Here is a 17,843-nt window from a genome sequence, read left to right as displayed (position 1 = left end):
GCTTGCTCGCGATAGCGTCCTATCGGCTGGCCCATGTGAGACTGACCCACCGCCATCGCGAGCAAGCTTTGCTCCCACAGGCTCGCTCCCACAGGTGGGCGGTGGCGTCGAGCATGTCTACGATCTATACGGCCCATCCGAGGACACCACCTATTCCACCTGGACCCGCCGCACCGCCGGCGGCACGGCGAACATCGGCCGGCCCCTCAAGCACACCGCCAGCTACCTGCTCGATGCCGACCTGCAGCCGGTGCCCCAAGGCGTTTCGGCAGAGCTGTACCTGAGCGGCGCGGGCATCACCCGTGGCTACCTCGGCCGCGCCGCGATGACTGCCGAGAAGTACGTGCCCAACCCGTTTTCCACCACCGGCGAACGCCTGTACCGCACGGGCGACCTGAGCCGTTACCGCGTCGATGGCGTGCTCGAATATCAGGGGCGCATCGACCATCAAGTGAAGATCCGTGGCTTCCGTATCGAACTGGGGGAAATCGAAGCGCGGCTGCTGCAACAACCCCTGGTGCGTGACGTGGCGGTCCTGGCCCAGGACGCACCGGGCGGCCAGCAACTGGTGGCCTACGTGGTCGGTCCAGTGCTGAGCCTGGATGCCAGCGAAGCCCAACGTGCATTGCGCGAGCAACTCAAGGCCGGGCTCAGGGAACACTTGCCCGACTACATGATCCCGGCGCACCTGTTGTTCCTCGATCAACTGCCCCTGACCCCCAACGGCAAGCTCGACCGCAAGGCGCTACCGGACGTGGAGACCGGCCTTTTGCAAGCGGGTTATGTCGCGCCGGTCAGTGAGCTGGAACAGCAGGTCGCGGCGATCTGGGCCGAAGTGCTCACGTTGAATCGCGTGGGCTTGAACGATCACTTCTTCGAGCTGGGCGGCCATTCGCTGCTGGCGGTCAATGCCGTCTCGCGCATGGCACTCGAACTGGGGCTGACGCTGACCCCGCAACTGATTTTCCAGCACCCCGTCCTGGGGGATTTTGTCGCGCAACTCGACACCGGGGATGGGCCAATCAATGAACAGAAACTGAACAAGCTGGAAGCCCTGCTTGATGAAATGGAGGAAGTCTGATGGACAAGAGTGTTGCTTTGAGGATCGCCAAGCGCTTTATCACTCTGCCGCTGGACAAACGTAAGCTGTACTTGGAGAAGATGCTCGAAGAGGGCGTCTCGCCGGCCAACCTGCCGATTCCCGAGGTCCGTTCCGGGTTCGAAAACATTGCGCTGTCCTACGCCCAGGAACGTCAGTGGTTCCTGTGGCAGATGGACCCTCACAGCTCGGCTTATCACATTCCCAATGCCCTGCGCCTCAAAGGGCCACTGGACGTGCCGGCCCTGGAGCGCAGTTTCAACGCACTGGTCGAGCGCCACGAAAGCTTGCGCACCACCTTCATCGAGCGCGGTGAGCAAGCTGTGCAGGTCATCCACCCGCAGATGCCCTTGTGTGTTGCGGTACAGGCGTTGCCCGCCGGTTCACCGGCCAGCCAGGACGACAGCATCAAGGCTTTCGTCGAGCGCGAAATCGCCCGCCCGTTCGATTTGCGTCAAGGGCCGTTGTTGCGGGTTTCGCTGTTGAAAATCGCCGAGGACGATCATGTGCTGGTGCTGATCCAGCACCACATCGTTGCCGATGGCTGGTCGATGCAGGTGCTGGTGGATGAGCTGGTCCGCCACTACGCCGCCGATACGGCCGGCGAGTCGCTGGTGTTGCCGGAATTGACCGTGCAATACGCCGACTATGCGATCTGGCAGCGTCACTGGCTCGAGGCCGGTGAGCGCGAGCGCCAGTTGGCCTATTGGGTCCAGACCCTGGGCGGCGAACAGCCGGTGCTGGAGTTGCCGTTCGACCATCCGCGCCCGCCCGTGCAAAGCTTTCGCGGTGCGCGGTTGGACCTGAACCTGCCGCCGCAACTGGGGGCAGCGCTCAAGCAGCTGGCCCAGCGTCAAGGGGCCAGCCTGTTCATGGTGTTGCTGGCCTCGTTCCAAGCCTTGTTGCACCGCTACAGCGGCCAACCGCAGATCCGCGTCGGGGTGCCGGTGGCCAACCGCAATCGGGTCGAGACCGAGGGCCTGATCGGCTTTTTCGTCAACACCCAGGTGCTCAATGCCCATGTCGATGGACAGTTGCCGTTCGCGCATTTGCTCGATCAGGTCAAGCAATCGGCGATGGCGGCCCAGGCGCATCAGGACTTGCCGTTCGAGCAGTTGATCCAAGCCCTGCAACCGGAGCGCAGCCTGAGCCACAGCCCGATCTTCCAGGTCATGTTCAACCATCAGACCTCGGGTGATGCCCAGGCCCGGCAGATGCACTTGCCGCAGCTGGGCATCGAGGACCTGGTGTGGGAAGGGCGCACGGCCCAGTTCGATTTGACCCTGGGCACTTATGAAACCGAGCAGGGCGTCGCCGCGGAACTGACCTATGCCACCGACCTGTTCGAGGCGCAGACCATCGAACGCCTGGCCCAGCACTGGCAGCACCTGCTGCAAGGCATCGTCGATGCGCCGCAGCAACGTATCGGCGAGTTGCCGTTGCTCGACACCGACCAGCAGCGTCTGGCACAGCACGACTGGCGCCGCGTGGTCGATCATGGCCCCGCGGCGTGCGTGCACCAGCGCATCGCCGAGCGGGCCCGTAGTCAACCCGATGCATTGGCGCTGACCATCGATGGACAGACCCTGACCTACGGGCAACTCGACGCGCGCGCCAACCAGCTCGCCCATCGTTTGCTGGCCTTGGGTGTGACGCCGGACCAGCGCGTGGGCATCGCCGTGGAGCGCAGCGTCGAGATGATTGTCGGCCTGCTGGGGATTCTCAAGGCCGGCGGCGCCTATGTGCCGCTGGACCCGGCGTACCCCGAGGATCGCCTGGCCTACATGATTCAGGACAGCGGCATCGAACTGCTGCTGACCCAGGCCCGTTTGCAGGCACGCTTGCCGATCCCGGCGACCCTGCGAACCCTGCTGCTGGACCAGCCGGACGCTGCACTGCAAGCAGCCCCGCAAACCTGCCCGGCCGTATCGCTGACTGGCGAACACCTGGCCTACGTGATCTACACCTCAGGTTCCACCGGCAAGCCCAAGGGCGTGATGGTGCGCCATGGTGCGCTGAGCAATTTCGTCACCAGCATGATCGCCCAACCGGGCCTCACGGCCAGTGATCGCATGCTGTCGCTGACGACGTTTTCCTTCGATATTTTTGGCCTGGAGATCTACGGGCCGTTGTCGGCTGGAGCCAGCATCGTGCTGACCGGCCAGAACGTGCATCAGGACCCGCAAGCGGTGCTGGCGCTGATCGAACAACACGATGTCAGCGTGCTGCAAGCCACGCCGTCGAGCTGGCGCATGCTGCTCGATCATGAGCAGGCTTCGGTGCTGGCGGGCCGCACATTCCTGTGCGGTGGCGAGGCGTTGCCCCTGGAGTTGGCGCAACGGCTGCTGGCGCTTTCGCCAAAGGTCTGGAACCTTTACGGTCCGACCGAAACCACGATCTGGTCGGCGTTGCATCCATTGAGCCTCGAAAGCAGCCGTCCCTATTTGGGCAAGCCTTTGGACAACACCGCGCTGTACGTCGTCGGCAGCGACCTGACGCTCAACCCTCCCGGCGCGCCGGGTGAACTGCTGATCGGTGGCGACGGCCTGGCGCGTGGTTACTTCCAACGCCCGGCCCTGACCGCTGAACGCTTTGTGCCAGATCCGTTCTCCGCCACCGGCGAGCGGCTGTACCGCACCGGCGACCTGACCCGTTATCGCGCCGAAGGTGTCGTCGAGTTCCTTGGTCGCATCGACCATCAGGTAAAAATTCGTGGCCTGCGTATCGAACTCGGGGAGATCGAAGCCGCGTTGCTGGCCCAGGACAGCGTGCGGGAAACCGTGGTGGTGGCCCACGAAGGCCCGACCGGTGCGCAACTGGTGGGTTATGCAGTGCCCGCGAACGGTGAAGTCGCGGACGAGTCTTCGTTACGCGCTTCGCTCAAAGCCGCGCTCAAGGCGCAATTGCCCGAGTACATGGTCCCGGCGCACCTGGTGTTCCTGGCGCAACTGCCGTTGACGCCCAATGGCAAGGTCGATCGCAAGGCGCTGCCGGCCCCCGACGCCGGCGATTTGCAACAGGAATACGTGGCACCGCGCAGTGAACCTGAGCAACAGGTGGCGGCGATTTGGCAGGAGGTGCTCAAGCTCGAGCGGGTAGGCCTGGAAGACAACTTTTTCGAGTTGGGCGGGCATTCGCTGTTGGTCACCCAGGTGGTCTCGCGCATCCGTCGCACGCTGGGGATCGAGGTGCCTCTGCGCAGCCTGTTCGAGCACAGCACGTTGCGCGATTTTGTCAGTGCCTTCGAACTGGGCCAGGGTGAACAACCGTTGGCGATGGTGCCGGTGTCCCGCGACCAGCCGCTGCCGCTGTCGTTTGCCCAGGAGCGCCAGTGGTTCCTGTGGAAAATGGACCCTGACAGCGCCGCCTACAACATTCCCACCGCGCTGCGGCTGCACGGGGCGCTGGACACAGTCGCCCTGCGCCGCAGTTTTGAAGCATTGGTGGCGCGTCACGAAAGCTTGCGCACCCTGTTCGTGGAGAGCGATGAGGGCACCCGCCAGGTGATCCGTGCGCAAGGGCAGGTCGACTTCGTCGAACGACGCCTGGCCGGCGAGGATGAGGCCAGGGTCCAGGCATTCATCGAACAGCAGATGCAAGCTCCTTTCGATCTCTTGAACGATCCGCTGTTGCGCGTGGTGTTGCTGGAATTGGCCGAGCAGGAGCACATTCTGGTGCTGACCCTGCATCACATCGTGTCCGACGCCTGGTCGTTGCAGGTGATGGTCGACGACCTGATGAGCCTGTACTCGGCATTCGCTCAAGGCCAACCCGCGCACCTGCCGCCGTTGGCAGTGCAATACGCCGACTACGCCGTCTGGCAGCGCCAATGGATGGCGGCCGGAGAACGGGATCGCCAACTGGGCTACTGGACCGAGCAACTGGGCGGCGAGCAGCCGCTGCTGGAGCTACCCACCGATCATCCGCGCCCGGCGCAGCAGAGCATGCGTGGCGCACGTTTGCCGATTGCGCTGGATCGCTCGCTGAGCGATGCCCTCAAGGCACTGGCTCGACGGGAAAACGTCACGCTGTTTGTGTTGCTGCTTGGATCTTTCCAAGCGCTGCTGCACCGTTACAGTGGTCAGGCCGACATCCGGGTCGGGGTGCCGATTGCCAACCGCCAGCGCCTGGAAACCGAGCGGTTGATCGGGTTCTTCGTCAATACCCAGGTGCTGCGGGCCGAATTCCACGGCGACTTGACCGGCGCCGCTTTGCTGCAACAGCTCAAGCAGACGGCCATGGCGGCACAGATGCACCAGGACCTGCCGTTCGAGCAATTGGTCGATGCCTTGCAGCCGCAACGCAACCTGAGTCACAGCCCGCTGTTCCAGGCCATGTTCAACCATCGCAACGAAACCGCCTCGACCTTTGAAAACGCCTTGCCGGGTCTGACGGTCGATCCCCTTGGCTGGGAGCAGCGCACCGCGCAGTTCGACCTGAGCCTGGAGACCACCGACAGCCCGCAGGGCCTGCACGCCGCGCTGATCTACGCCACGGACTTGTTCGAGCCAGCCACCGTCGAGCGCATGGGCCAGCACTGGCTCAACCTGCTGCACGGCTTGGTTCAGGACCTGCAACGGCCTGTTGCGCAGTGGGCGTTACTGGACGCTGACGAGCGTCGGCACATGCTCGTCGACTGGAATGCGACGGCGGTTTCCTACCCGCTGGATCGCAGCGTGCACGGGTTGATCGAAGATCAGGTACGGCGGACCCCGGACGCTCCTGCGCTGGCTTTCGGCACGCAACGCCTGACCTACGCCGAGCTTAACGCCCGGGCCAACCGGTTGGCGCACCGGTTGATCGACCAGGGTGTCGGTCCGGATGTGCTGGTGGGTATCGCCGTGGAACGTTCCCTGGACATGGTCCTGGGGCTGTTGGCGATTCTCAAGGCCGGCGGTGCCTATGTGCCGCTGGACCCTGAATATCCACGGGATCGCCTGGCCTATATGTTCAAAGACAGCGGCATCGGTTTGCTGTTGACCCAGCAGCATCTGTTGGAGCAGTTGCCGATCCCGGACGGGCTGCGCAGCCTGGTGCTGGACCTGCCGGACGACGGGCTGTACGCAGGCCGCGACAGCAATCCGGGCGTCGAGGTCCACGCTGAAAACCTCGCGTATGTGATCTACACCTCCGGTTCCACTGGCAAGCCCAAGGGCGCGGGCAATCGTCATTCGGCCCTGGTCAACCGGCTGTGCTGGATGCAACAGGCCTACGGGCTCGATGCCACGGACAGCGTGCTGCAAAAAACGCCGTTCAGTTTCGACGTGTCGGTGTGGGAGTTCTTCTGGCCGCTGCTGACCGGCTCGACCCTGGTGGTGGCCGCGCCGGGCGTTCATCGCGACCCGAGGCAACTGATCGAGCTGATCACCGCGCAGCGCATCACCACGCTGCACTTCGTGCCGTCGATGTTGCAGGCATTTGTGCAAGACCCAAGGGTGGCCGAATGTACCAGCCTGAAGCGCATCGTCTGCAGCGGTGAAGCCCTGCCGGTGGATGCCCAGCAGCAGGTGTTCGCCAAACTGCCGAACGCCAGCCTCTACAACCTCTACGGCCCGACCGAGGCCGCCATCGACGTGACCCACTGGACCTGTGTCGAGGAGGGGCGCGACAGCGTGCCGATTGGCCAGCCGATTGCCAACCTGGGCACCTACATTCTCGATGATGAGTTGACCCCGGTGCCGGTGGGGGTGATTGGCGAGCTGTACCTGGCGGGCGAGGGCTTGGCCCGCGGTTACCATCGGCGCGCGGCGCTGACAGCCGAGCGGTTCGTGACCGGCCCCTTCGGTCACGGTCAGCGGTTGTACCGAACCGGCGACCTGGCGCGTTACCGCACCGATGGCGTGATCGAATACGCCGGACGCATGGACCATCAGGTGAAAATCCGTGGTTTGCGCATTGAGCTGGGGGAAATCGAAGCGCGCCTGGCCGAACACGATGAGGTGCGCGAAACCGTCGTCATCGCCCAGGACGGTACTTTGCTGGTGGCCTACCTGGTGCCCACCGGCGCTGAACTGCTGAGCGCCGAAGACGCTGTTCGCCAGGCGCTGCAAGGCCGCCTCAAGGCGCATCTGAGTCAGTCGTTGCCCGACTACATGGTGCCGCAGCATTGGGTTTGGCTGGAAAAAATGCCCGTCAGCCCCAACGGCAAACTGGAGCGCAAGGCGCTGCCCAAAGCGGATATCGGCGCCAGCCCCAAGGCTTACATCGCGCCGAATACAGCCATCGAACAGACGCTGGCCGGTATCTGGCAAAGCGTGCTCGGCCGCGAGCAAGTGGGTGTCAGTGACAACTTCTTCGAGCTGGGGGGCGATTCGATTATCTCCATCCAAGTGGTTAGCCGGGCACGTCAGGCCGGGATCCATTTCAGCCCCAAGGATCTGTTCGTCCACCAGACCATCCAGGGACTCGCCAGCGTGGCGACCCTGGGTGACAGTGGTCCGGGCGTTGACCAGGGCCCGGTGACGGGGAATGCGGTGTTGCTGCCGTTCCAGCAATTGTTCTTCGAACAGGACATGGCCGAGCCGCATCACTGGAATCAGTCGGTGCTGCTCAAGGGGCTGCGACCGGTCCACGCCGGGCATCTGGAGCAGGCGTTGCAGGCGGTGGTGACCCATCACGATACCTTGCGCCTGGCTTTCGTGCGGGAGAACGATGCCTGGACCGCCCGCCATCAAACCCTCACCGAGCAAGCAGCGGTTTGGCAGCGCTCACCGCTGTTGTGGACCGCCGAGGTGGCAGATGCCCCGGCGCTCGAGCGCTTGGCCGAACAAGCCCAGCGCAGCCTGGAACTGGAAAGCGGCGCCTTGTTGCGTGGGGTATTGGCAAGTCTGGCCGATGGCAGCCAACGGCTGTTGCTGGTGATTCATCACCTGGTGGTGGACGGTGTGTCCTGGCGCATTCTGCTGGAAGACCTGCAACAGGCTTATGAACAACTGCAAGCCGGTCAGGCCCCGAAACTGCCGGCCAAGACCAGTGCCACCCAGGCCTGGGCGCAACGCTTGAAAACCCATGCCGGCAGCGCGGCGCTGCAGGCCCAGATGGCTTATTGGCAAGGGCAACTTGAGGGCGCTCGCAACGATTTGTCCTGTGACCGGCCTGAGGGTGAATTGCGCAGGTGTCATGAGGCGCAGGTGCAGACGCGTCTGGACAAGGAGCAGACCCGACGACTCTTGCAGCAAGCGCCAACGGCCTACCGCACCCAGGTCAACGATTTGCTGTTGACGGCGCTGGCCCGGGTGATCGGTCGTTGGACCGCCGATGCCTCGACCTTGATTCAGCTGGAGGGTCATGGTCGTGAGACGCTGTTCGATGGCCTGGAACCGGATCTGGACCTGAGCCGCAGCGTTGGCTGGTTCACCAGCCTGTTCCCAGTGCGGCTGACACCGGCGGCGACCCTTGAGGATTCGATCAAGGCGATCAAGGAGCAATTGCGCGCGATACCCGATAAAGGGCTCGGCTTCGGTGTGCTGCGTTACCTGGGGGATGAGGTGACACGTCGCACCCTGGCGGCGCTGCCCATGCCGCAGATTACCTTCAATTACCTGGGACAGTTCGACAGCGGATTTACCGATGACGCCGACGGGCTGTTCATTCCGGCCAGCGAACCGGCGGGCACGCCACAGAGCCCTTTGGCGCCGCTGGACAATTGGCTGACGCTCAACGGCAGCGTCTACGCGGGCGAGTTGAGCATTGACTGGACATTCAGCGCGCAGATGTTCGATGAGTCGACGATCCAGGCGCTGGCCTTGGATTATGGTCGGGAGTTGCAGGCGTTGATTGACCATTGTTGCCAGGCGCAGCATCAGGGTTTCACACCGTCGGACTTCCCGCTGGCCGGCTTGAACCAGACCCAGCTGGACGCATTGCCACTGGAGCCGCGGCAAATCGAAGATATCTATCCGTTATCGCCGATGCAGCAGGGCATGCTGTTCCATTCGCTGTATGAGCAACAGGCCGGTCACTACATCAACCAGCTGCGGGTTGACGTCCAAGGGCTGGACGTCGAGCGCTTTCGCCAGGCCTGGCAAGCGGCCATGGACGCCCATGAAGTGCTGCGCAGCAGTTTCGTCTGGGAGGGTGATTTCAAGCGGGCGCTGCAGGTCGTACACAAACAGATGGAGGTTGCGTTCCTGTTCCACGACTGGGACGCCAGAGCGAATCCCTCTCAGGACCTGAACGCCCTGGCGTTGGCGCAGCGCCAGCAGGGTTTCGAGCTGGACGCGGCGCCGCTGTTGCGCTTGGTGGTGGTGCGTGTGGCAGGGGACCGCTATCACCTGATCTACACCAGCCATCACATCTTGATGGACGGCTGGAGCAACTCGCAGTTGCTCGGTGAAGTGCTGCAACGCTACAGCGGTCAGGCACCGGCCCGGTCGTCCGGACGCTACCGGGACTACATCGACTGGTTGTCGGTCCAGGACCCACAGGCCAGCGAGCAGTTCTGGACGGCGCAACTGGCCGAACTGGACGAGCCGACCCACCTTGCCGGAGCCTTTGCCCGGGATCATCGCGGCGAGGCAAGCGACGGTCACGGCGAACACGAGCAGGTGCTCGATACCCAGGCCACGGCCCGGCTTCATGCCTTTGCCCGCGAGCAGAAAGTGACGGTCAACACACTGGTGCAAGCGGCCTGGCAGTTATTGCTGCAACGTTGCACCGGGCAATCGGTGGTTGCCTTTGGCGCCACGGTGGCCGGACGCCCCGCGCATATTCCCGGCGTGGAGCAACAGATCGGTCTGTTCATCAACACCTTGCCGCTGGTTGGCAGCCCGCGGGCGGAGCAGAGCATCGGCCAATGGTTGCAAGAGGTCCAGGGACGCAACCTGAGCTTGCGCGAACACGAGCACTCGCCGCTGTTCGACATCCAGCGCTGGGCCGGGCAGGGCGGTGCGGCGCTGTTCGACACGTTGCTGGTGTTCGAGAACTATCCGGTGTCCCAGGCGTTGCAGCAGGGCGCCCCGGACACGCTGCGCTTCGGCGACGTGGCCAATCACGAGCAAACCAACTATCCACTGACCCTGGCGGTGAACCTGGGGGACACGCTGTCGTTACTCTTGAGCTACAGCCACGCCAGCTTCGCGTCAGAAGACATTGCCAGGATCGGCCAGTGCCTGCGTCATCTTCTGGAGCAGATGGTGCTCGGCGGTGAGCGGTTGGTGGGGCAGCTGTCATCGCTCGATGCAGGACAGCAACGGGCCCAGCAGGCTTGGAACACCACCGCGACGCAGTACCCACTCGATTGCAGCGTGCAGCGACTGATTGAAGCGCAGGTGGCTAAAACGCCTGATGCGTGTGCCCTGGTATTTGCCGGGCAACGGCTGAGCTATGCGACCCTCAATGCCCAGGCCAACCAACTGGCCCATGTACTGATGGAGCAAGGCGTCGGACCGGATGTGTTGGTGGGTATCGCCGTGGACCGTTCGGTGGAAATGGTGGTCGGCCTGCTGGCGATCCTCAAGGCCGGTGGTGCCTACGTACCGCTGGACCCTGAGTACCCCGAGGATCGCCTGGCCTATATGGTCGAAGACAGCGGTATTGGATTGTTGCTGACCCAGCGTCACTTGCTTGAACAATTGCCGGTGCCCACAGGCCTGCGCAGCCTGGTGCTGGATCAGCCGGGCGACTGGCTGGCCGGCCGCAGCGAGGCCAATCCGGCGGTCGAGCTGCATGGCGAAAACCTGGCCTATGTGATCTACACCTCCGGTTCCACCGGCAAGCCCAAGGGCGCGGGTAACCGGCATTCGGCCCTGGTCAATCGGTTGTGCTGGATGCAGGACGCCTATCGGCTGGACGCCAGTGACCGTGTGCTGCAAAAAACGCCATTCAGTTTCGACGTATCGGTCTGGGAGTTCTTCTGGCCATTGCTGACCGGCTCGACCCTGGTGATGGCGCCACCGGGTGCCCACCGCGATCCGGAGCAACTGATCGAGCTGATCACCACGCAGCAGATCACCACCTTGCACTTCGTCCCTTCGATGTTGCAGGTCTTCATGCAAGACCCCGCGGTCGGCGGTTGCCAGAGCCTGACGCGGATTATTTGCAGCGGTGAAGCCTTGCCGGTGGACGCCCAATCGCAGGTGTTCGCCAAATTGCCGGCTGCCGGCCTGTACAACCTGTACGGTCCCACCGAAGCGGCCATCGACGTGACGCATTGGACCTGCGTGGACGAGGGCCGCGACGCGGTGCCGATCGGTCAACCGATTGCCAACCTGAGTACGTTTATCCTCGACCACAACCTGGCGCCGTTGCCGGTGGGGGTGACGGGCGAGTTGTACCTGGGCGGTGAAGGCCTGGCTCGCGGCTACCATGCGCGCCCGTCGTTGACGGCCGAGCGCTTCGTTACCAGCCCATTCGGTAACGGCGCACGCCTGTACCGCACCGGAGACTTGGCGCGCTACCGTGCCGACGGCGTCATCGAATACGCCGGGCGCATGGACCATCAGGTGAAAATCCGCGGGCTGCGCATCGAACTGGGTGAAATCGAGGCGCGCCTGGCCGAACATGCCGAGGTTCGCGAAACCGTGGTGATCGCTCAGGACGGCACGGTGCTGGTGGGTTATGTGGTGCCGCAATCCCCGGCGATATTGAGCGCCGATGGCAATGTTGGCCATGAATTCGAGCAGGCATTGAAGACCCATTTGAGCCAGCATCTGCCGGACTACATGGTCCCGCAGCACTGGGTACTGCTCGAACGCCTGCCGGTGAGCCCTAACGGCAAACTGGAGCGCAAGGCGCTGCCTCGCTTCGATGCCAGCCAGGCGCAGCAAGGCTTCGCGGCGCCCGAAGGGGCGTTGGAGCAACAGATTGCCGGTGTCTGGCAAGAGGTACTGGAGCTGGAGCAGGTCGGCCGCAACGATCACTTCTTCGAGCGCGGTGGCCACTCGTTGCTGGCGACCCAGGCCGTTTCACGCTTGCGCCAGTTGACGGGTTATCCGTTGAGTCTGCGTGACCTGTTCAATCATCCGCAGCTCAAGGCGCTGGCGGTCCTGATGGCCGGGAAGGTGGAGGGACAGGTTCGCGCGGGTGATTCCCGTGAGGTTCGGCTCAAGGCCCATGGGCCGCGGCGCTCGGCACCGCTGTCGTTGGTGCAGCGGCGTTTGTGGATCGCCGAACAGTTGTCCGGCGGCACTTCGGCGTATGGCATGCCCGTGGCGCTGCGCCTGTGCGGTGGGTTGTCGGTACCGCACCTGATGGGTAGCTTTGCTGAAGTGGTGCGCCGCCATGACGTGCTGCGCACCGCGTATGTCCAGGACGAAGAAGGCGATCCGCTGGCGCTGATTGCCGATGAGGTGCAGCTGGATTTCCCGCTGATCGATCTGTCCGACCTCTCACCGGCTGCCCAGCAGGAGCAGGTGGTTCGGGCGACGCTGGAGAACGCGCGCACCCCTATCGACCTGGAGCAGGCACCGCTGCTGCGCGGGCGGATCCTGCGCCTGGGGCCGAGCGAACATGTGTTGTTATACGCCATGCATCACATCATCTTCGATGGCTGGTCGATGGGGCTGTTGATCGACGAACTGGTGCAGGTCTATGAAGCGTCCCTCACCGGTAAACCGATGCCGCTGGCACCCCTGGAGGTTCAGTACCAAGACTTTGCGCTGTGGCAGCAGGCGCTGGAAGAGCAGGGCGTCCTGGCGCGTCAGGCCGAGTACTGGAAACACCGCCTCAGCGGCTACGAGGGACGCCTGGACCTGCCGCTGGACAGCCCTCGGGGCCAGACAGCGTCCTATGACGGCGATGCGCTGCAGTTCCAGCTTTCCAGCGGGTTGAGCGGGGCATTGCGCCGGTTGTCCAGCGAAGTCGGGGTCACGCTGTACAGCACGCTGCTGGCGTCCTTCCAGGTGCTATTGCATCGGGTTAGCGGGGCGCAAGACCTGGTGGTCGGCGCCGACGTGGCGGGTCGTGAACAGCCGGAGCTTGAGCGGCTGATCGGTTTCTTCGTCAACGTGCTGCCGCTGCGTTCGCGCTTGGACGCCGATGCCACGTTCGCCAGCTTCCTGGCGCACACCCAGGACAACCTGCTTGGCGCGTTGGAGCATCAGGACTTGCCGTTCGACCAGATCGTCGACGCCTCGGGCGTACCTCGCCACAAGGCCATGAACCCATTGCTCCAGGTGTTGTTCGTGATGAACAACGTGCCGGTGCGCCCTCGGTCCATGGCGGGATTGAACATGGAGTTCCTGCCGGCGCTGGAGACCCATTCTAAATTCGACATGGCGTTGTTCGTTGACGAAGAAGAAGGGCAATTGCGCGGTAATTGGCAATTCGCCACAACCTTGTTCGGACATGAGCGCATTCAGCACCTGATTCAGGCCTGGACAGCCCTGTTGGAACAGATCGTCGCTGATCAGGACATTCAATTGGGAGCTATCAGCATGCCAGTCGACAACGTGGCGGCAGCCGTCACGCCTGCCACCGTCCCAGGGCCCAAGGCCGACAAACTGGGCAAGTTTCTCAAGCGCTCCGTGACACCGCTTGCCACGCCTCGTGCGGCGCGGGTGCGTGAATCACTGGTGGCTGCGCCCCAGCGATTCCCCTTGATGCTGGAGCCGGGTGAGCCCCATCTGGACGTCATTGAGTGGATCCACCAGAACCGGCCGTTGATCGAGCAAAAGCTGGCCGAGCATGCGGGCATTCTGTTCCGCGGTTTCGAGCTGGACGGTATCCAGGGTTTTGAAGCGTTCGCCGAAGCGATACAGCCAGGCCTCTATGGTCAGTACGGTGATCTGCCGAAGAAAGAAGGGGGCAAGAACACCTACCGTTCCACGCCGTACCCCGAGCGCAAGATGATCCTGTTCCACAACGAAAGCTCCCACCAGGACCGCTGGCCGCGCAAGCAGATGTTCTATTGCGAGCAGGCCGCGCCCGTAGGGGGGGCAACCCCGGTGGTGGATTGCCGCTTGATGTTTGAAAAGTTGCCGGCCGATCTTCGCGAGAAGTTCGAAGACAAAGGCCTGCTCTACGTACGCACCTTCACCGACAAACTCGACGTGTCGTGGCAGCACTTCTTCAAGACCGAAGACCGCCTTGAAGTGGAAGCCCGTTGCCGGGCGGGTGGTATCCAATGGCGCTGGCTCGATAACGACGAATTGCAGACCCGCACACCGGGGCCCGCGATCATCACCCACCCGATCACCGGGGAGAAGTCGTTCTTCAATCAGGTGCAATTGCATCACATCTATTGGCTGGACCCGGACGTACGGCAGGACTTGTTGTCGATGTTCGGTCTGGAGCGCATGCCCCGGCACGTGTATTACGGCGACGGCACACCGATTGAAGACGAGGTGATGGCGCGTATCGGTGAGTTGTACGAAGCCTGTGCGGTGCGTTTCGACTGGCAGAAAGGCGATGTGATCCTGCTGGACAACATGCTGGTGGCCCACGCCCGCGATCCATTCGAGGGACCACGCAAGATCGTGGTCGCCATGGGCGACATGTACGAGCGCAGCAGTCTTGAGCGTTCGTCGGCCGCCGGGCAAACCGCCCAGGGCGCACTCAATACCGAGGAAGCTGGAGCATGAACGAGAACACGATGGATGCGTACAACCCGGGTTTCGCCCTGACGCCCGAGCAACAACGGGCACTTGAGCAACTGTCCAGTACGGCGACCAGCGGCCAGGCGTTGCGCTGGCTGGACGTGCTCATTGACGGCGATCTCGATCCGCAGCGATTACAGGCCGCCTTCGATACGCTACTGGCGCAGCAGCCGATGCTGCTGACGCAGTTGGCCAAGGTCGCCGGTTTCCACGGTTTGCGTCAGGCCGCCGCCAGTGCCGGGCGTTTCCCTCTGACGATACGGGCGGGGGAGCAGCAGGCCGAGGAAGTCCAGGCGCAGATCAGCGAATCGATGAGCCGTGCTTTTGTGATCGGCGAATCCGAAAGCGTCCAGGCCGTGCTTTATCGCTTGGCGCCACGGCAATGGCGACTGGTGCTGGGCATCGTCCGTTCCAGTGCCGATGCGCAGTCCCTGAATCTGCTGCTTGAACACGTACAGCAAGCGTACGCCGGGGGCCAGGTGGCGCAAGACGAGGCGCCGGGCGAGTTTGCCCAGTACCTGGAATGGCGCAGCGAAGTGGTGCTGGATGAAGACGCCGCCAGCGCACGAACCTACTGGCAGCAACACCTGCAAGGCGCGCAGGTGGATATCGCCACGCCATGGTTGGCGGCGCGGCGTGCCAGCGGTGAGGCCGGTGCCGCCGACACCCGCGTCTCGCTGCCCCTGGCGCCGGCGCAAAGTGAGGCTTTGCAACGCCTCACCGAGCAGCTTGGCCAGCCGCTGGCCACGCTGCTGCAAGGCGCGTGGTGGGCGTTGCTGGGACGTTTGAGCGGGCTTGAACAGGCCTTGGTCGGCGTGCGTCATGACAGCCGCGACGACTATGAATACTTCGCCAATGCCGTGGGCGTGTTCGAGAAAACCCTGCCGCTTTGCGTTTCGTTGCCTGCCACCGTGTCGTTCAGTGAGTGGTTGGGCGAGCTGGCGGCGCGTCTCGAAGCGCATCGCACCTGGCAGGAATACTGGGCGCCGGAACTGTCACCGGATGCGGCGTACCCGGCCTACGGCTTTACGGTAGGGCAGGCGAGCCCTGCCGGGAATAGTGGCGGTCTGAACTGGGTTGCCTCAGCGCCCGCGCGCGTGCCGGCAGAACCGTTCGAGTTGCTGTTGCAGGTTCAATTGAACGGTGCCCAGCGGCTTGTCGCCGTCGATCTGTATTACGCCAGCTCGCATTATTCAGCGGCCTCGGCCAACGTCGTGCTGGAGCAGTACGGTGTGCTGTTGGACTCGATCCTTGCCGCTCCCCACGCTGCACTGGCGCAGCTTGGCCTGCTCGGTCACGCCCAAGCGCAGCGCTTGCTGGCGATCAACCCGCCGATGCAGGCCTTGGCGGATAATCGTTATCTGCCGCAGCGCATCGCCGACCTGGCGATTCTTACACCGGACGCCATCGCCCTGAGCGACGCCCTTTCGCAACTGAGCTATGGCCAGTTGCAAGCCCAGGTCGACAGCGTGGCGCTGGGGCTCAAGCAGCAAGGCGTGGGCCGCGGTTCGATTGTCGCGCTGGCGTTGCCGCGCTCGGCGGATCTGGTGATTGCAATGCTGGCGAGCTGGCGCATCGGGGCGGCGTATCTGCCACTTGACGTGCAGTGGCCCCAGGCGCGCCAGGCGTTGATGCTGGAACAGGCCGGCGCGGTACTGTTGCTGACCGATGCGGCGCATCTGCCAACCTGGCAGGACCAGCCGTATAACGCGCTGACAGCGGCGCAGTTGAGTCAGTCGCCGGCGGCATTGCCAACGCTCGCCACCCAAGGCAATGACATCGCCTATGTATTGTTTACGTCCGGTTCCACCGGGGTGCCAAAAGGTGTGGTGATCGAGCATCGGCAATTGCTCAACTACACCGCCCAGGCCAGTCAGGCCCTGGGGCTGGCGCAGTGCAAAAACGTCGGGTTCAGTTCCACCGTGGCGGCGGACCTGGGCAACACGGCGTTGTTTGGCGCGTTGTTCAATGGCGCCACCCTGCATGTAGCCAGCGACGAGCAAATGCAGGACGGCGCGTTGTTTGCCCAGTACCTGCAACAGCAACGGATCGACTGCCTGAAAATCGTGCCGTCGCACCTTGCGGCGCTGCTCGACAGTGAGCAGGCGACCCTGCCGCATACGCTGATTCTGGGTGGCGAGCCGATTGCGCCGACGCTGGTCGAGCGCATCTCGCGGTTGCGCAGCGATTGCCGGGTGTTCAACCACTACGGGCCGACCGAAGCCACGGTCGGAGTGATGATTCATCCGGTGTCGCTGGACGGCGCTGCCGACGATTGTTCGGCGCTGACCCAGGTGCTGGGCAACAACCAGGTCTACGTGCTGGATGCCGATCTGCATTTGGCGCCGGAGGGGGTGCTGGGCGAGGTGTACCTGGGCGGTGCGCAGTTGTGCCGGGGTTACCTGAATGCCGAGGCCGATGAGCAGACGTTCATCCAGAGTCCGTTTGATCCGGCGCAGCGTTTATATCGCACCGGCGACCTGGCGCGTTATCGCCCGGACGGGGCGATCCAGTTGCACGGTCGGCGTGATCAGCAGGTCAAGGTGCGTGGGTTCCGTATCGAGCTGGCAGAGATCGAGGCCGAGCTTCTGCGCCTGCCACAGGTGGCCGAAGCAGTGGTGCTGCCGGCGGCGTCGGCCGAGCAGGGGCTGTTGGCCTTTGTCGTGGCGCAGCAGGGGCGGTCGGCGGGCTTGCTGGACGCCGCGCGCGCTGAACTGAGCGCGCGCCTGCCCAGCGTGATGGTTCCCCAGCGCATGCAACTGATCGAACAGTTCCCACGACTGGCCAACGGCAAGATCGATCGCAAAGCGTTGCCACAGTTGGCCGATGTCGCGGCGGATGACCAAGACGCTGCGCCGCGCGATGCGCTGGAGCAATTGCTCGCCGCACGCATGGCGCAATTGCTTGGGCTGGAGCGATTGGGCATCGACCGCGACTTCTTCGCCGCCGGTGGGCATTCGTTGCTGGTGATCAAGTTGGTGGCCGGTATCCGCAAGTTGTTGCAGTGCGAAATTCATCCGGGGCTGGTCTTCGATCATCCGACCGTGGCGTCGTTGGCACTGGCCTTGCGAGCGCTGGAGAGCAGTCCGGGGCAACTGGAAAAAATGGCCCAGGTGCGCCTGCGCATGGAGGCGATGAGTCCCGAGGAAAAGGCGCTTCTGACCGAACAGGCTCGGCAGCTGCAAGCCGCCAAGGCTGCGATCTTTTGA

3 protein-coding genes (1 of these 3 only partly in view) are annotated in these 17,843 nt (G+C 63.5%); all 3 read left to right on the top strand.

Annotation, left to right across the window (positions count from 1 at the left end; genetic code table 11):
- Tightly spaced (each overlapping or abutting the next), the 3 genes in view from ASC85_RS15285 to ASC85_RS15275 form a layout consistent with a single transcriptional unit that may run on beyond the window.
- Window positions 1-1,081, top strand: partial view of a non-ribosomal peptide synthetase gene (locus tag ASC85_RS15285; RefSeq protein WP_057450167.1) — the 3' end only. 11,561 nt of this gene lie to the left of the window's left edge; the window shows 1,081 of its 12,642 coding nt (coding positions 11,562-12,642); the start codon falls outside the window, past its left edge; it ends in the stop codon at window positions 1,079-1,081.
- A complete protein-coding gene (locus tag ASC85_RS15280; protein WP_057450165.1) occupies window positions 1,081-14,619 on the top strand; it encodes a non-ribosomal peptide synthetase in 13,539 nt (4,512 codons plus the stop codon). The genes ASC85_RS15285 and ASC85_RS15280 overlap by 1 nt, the downstream gene beginning before the upstream one ends.
- On the top strand, window positions 14,616-17,843 hold the full coding sequence (locus tag ASC85_RS15275) for a non-ribosomal peptide synthetase (RefSeq protein WP_057450164.1): 3,228 nt from the start codon (window positions 14,616-14,618) through the stop codon (window positions 17,841-17,843). The genes ASC85_RS15280 and ASC85_RS15275 overlap by 4 nt, the downstream gene beginning before the upstream one ends.

It is taken from the genome of Pseudomonas sp. Root401, from assembly GCF_001425105.1.
GTDB lineage: Bacteria > Pseudomonadota > Gammaproteobacteria > Pseudomonadales > Pseudomonadaceae > Aquipseudomonas > Aquipseudomonas brassicacearum.
This window is presented reverse-complemented; position numbering and strand designations above follow the sequence as displayed.